The organism is Exiguobacterium sp. s48, from assembly GCF_018617395.1.
Classification (GTDB): Bacteria; Bacillota; Bacilli; order Exiguobacteriales; family Exiguobacteriaceae; genus Exiguobacterium.
In genome coordinates, this window is the sequence record NZ_JACSKC010000009.1 from 1 (window position 1) to 2,527 (window position 2,527).

Here is a 2,527-nt window from a genome sequence, read left to right on the forward strand (position 1 = left end):
GAACGACCTGGAAAGGTCGGCCAGAGAAGGTGACGGCCCTGTAGCCGAAACCCCATCCCCTCCAGAGTGGATCCTGAGTACGGCGGGACACGTGAAACCCCGTCGGAATCCGGGAGGACCATCTCCCAAGGCTAAATACTTCCTAGTGACCGATAGTGAACCAGTACCGTGAGGGAAAGGTGAAAAGCACCCCGGAAGGGGAGTGAAAGAGATCCTGAAACCGTATGCCTACAAGTAGTCAGAGCCCGTTCACGGGTGATGGCGTGCCTTTTGTAGAATGAACCGGCGAGTTACGATGGCGGGCGAGGTTAAGCCGATGAGGCGGAGCCGCAGCGAAAGCGAGTCTGAACAGGGCGCATCAGTCCGTCGTCGTAGACCCGAAACCAGGTGATCTACCCATGTCCAGGATGAAGGTCAGGTAACACTGACTGGAGGTCCGAACCCACGCACGTTGAAAAGTGCGGGGATGAGGTGTGGGTAGCGGTGAAATGCCAATCGAACCTGGAGATAGCTGGTTCTCTCCGAAATAGCTTTAGGGCTAGCCTCGAGGTGAAGAGTTCTGGAGGTAGAGCACTGATTGGACTAGGGGCCCCCACAGGGTTACCGAATTCAGTCAAACTCCGAATGCCAGCAACTTGTACTCGGGAGTCAGACTGCGAGTGATAAGATCCGTAGTCGAGAGGGAAACAGCCCAGACCATCAGCTAAGGTCCCCAAGTGTATGTTAAGTGGAAAAGGATGTGGCGCTGCACAGACAACTAGGATGTTGGCTTAGAAGCAGCCACCATTCAAAGAGTGCGTAATAGCTCACTAGTCGAGTGGCGCCGCGCCGAAAATGTAACGGGGCTAAACATACCACCGAAGCTATGGATCCCGTAAGGGATGGTAGGAGAGCGTTCCAAGCAGCAGTGAAGCGGTATCGTGAGGAGCCGTGGAGCGCTTGGAAGTGAGAATGCCGGTGTGAGTAGCGAAAAGAGGGGTGAGAATCCCCTCCGTCGAAAGCCTAAGGTTTCCTGAGGAAGGCTCGTCCGCTCAGGGTTAGTCTGGACCTAAGCCGAGGCCGAAAGGCGTAGGCGATGGACAACAGGTCGATATTCCTGTACCGCCGTACCACCGTTTGAACGATGGGGGGACGCAGAAGGATAAGGTGACCGTGCGACTGGAAGTGCACGGACAAGCAGCGAGGCCGTCGGGTTGGCAAATCCGCCCGGCACCAAGGTTGAGCTGTGACGTGGAGCCCGTAGGGCGAAGCACCGGATTTCACGCTGCCAAGAAAAGCCTCTAGTGAGGAGGTCGGCGCCAGTACCGCAAACCGACACAGGTAGGCGAGATGAGAATTCTAAGACGCGCGGGATAACTCTCGTTAAGGAACTCGGCAAAATGGTCCCGTAACTTCGGGAGAAGGGACGCTTATGGCAACATAAGCCGCAGTGAATAGGCCCAAACGACTGTTTAGCAAAAACACAGGTCTCTGCTAAATCGCAAGATGAAGTATAGGGGCTGACGCCTGCCCGGTGCTGGAAGGTTAAGGGGATGTGTCATCGCAAGAGAAGCACTGAACCGAAGCCCCAGTAAACGGCGGCCGTAACTATAACGGTCCTAAGGTAGCGAAATTCCTTGTCGGGTAAGTTCCGACCCGCACGAAAGGCGTAACGATTTGGGCACTGTCTCAACGAGAGACCCGGTGAAATCATAGTACCTGTGAAGATGCAGGTTACCCGCGACAGGACGGAAAGACCCCATGGAGCTTTACTACAGCCTGATATTGAGGCTTTGTACGCGATGTACAGGATAGGTGGGAGTTTGTGAAGCCGGAGCGCCAGCTTCGGTGGAGACACCCTTGGGATACCACCCTTTGCGTATAGAGTCTCTAACTCGCAGCCGTGATCCGGCTGGAGGACCGTGTCAGGCGGGTAGTTTGACTGGGGCGGTCGCCTCCTAAACAGTAACGGAGGCGCCCAAAGGTTCCCTCAGAATGGTTGGAAATCATTCGAAGAGTGCAAAGGCAGAAGGGAGCTTGACTGCGAGACCTACAAGTCGAGCAGGGACGAAAGTCGGGCTTAGTGATCCGGTGGTTCCGCATGGAAGGGCCATCGCTCAACGGATAAAAGCTACCCTGGGGATAACAGGCTGATCTCCCCCAAGAGTCCACATCGACGGGGAGGTTTGGCACCTCGATGTCGGCTCATCGCATCCTGGGGCTGGAGTAGGTCCCAAGGGTTGGGCTGTTCGCCCATTAAAGCGGTACGCGAGCTGGGTTCAGAACGTCGTGAGACAGTTCGGTCCCTATCCGTCGTGGGCGCAGGAAATTTGAGGAGAGCTGTCCTTAGTACGAGAGGACCGGGATGGACGCACCGCTGGTGTACCAGTTGTTCCGCCAGGAGCATCGCTGGGTAGCTACGTGCGGACGGGATAAGTGCTGAAAGCATCTAAGCATGAAGCCCCCTCCGAGATGAGATTTCCCTTTGAGCAATCAAGAAAGACCCCTCAGAGACGATGAGGTAGATAGGTCATGGGTGGAAGCGTGG

The 2,527-nt window shown here is 55.7% G+C and carries 1 rRNA gene; it reads left to right on the forward strand.

The features are described from left to right. Positions 1 to 2,527: ribosomal RNA gene (locus tag KNO66_RS14715) — 23S ribosomal RNA — on the forward strand; the annotation flags it as partial.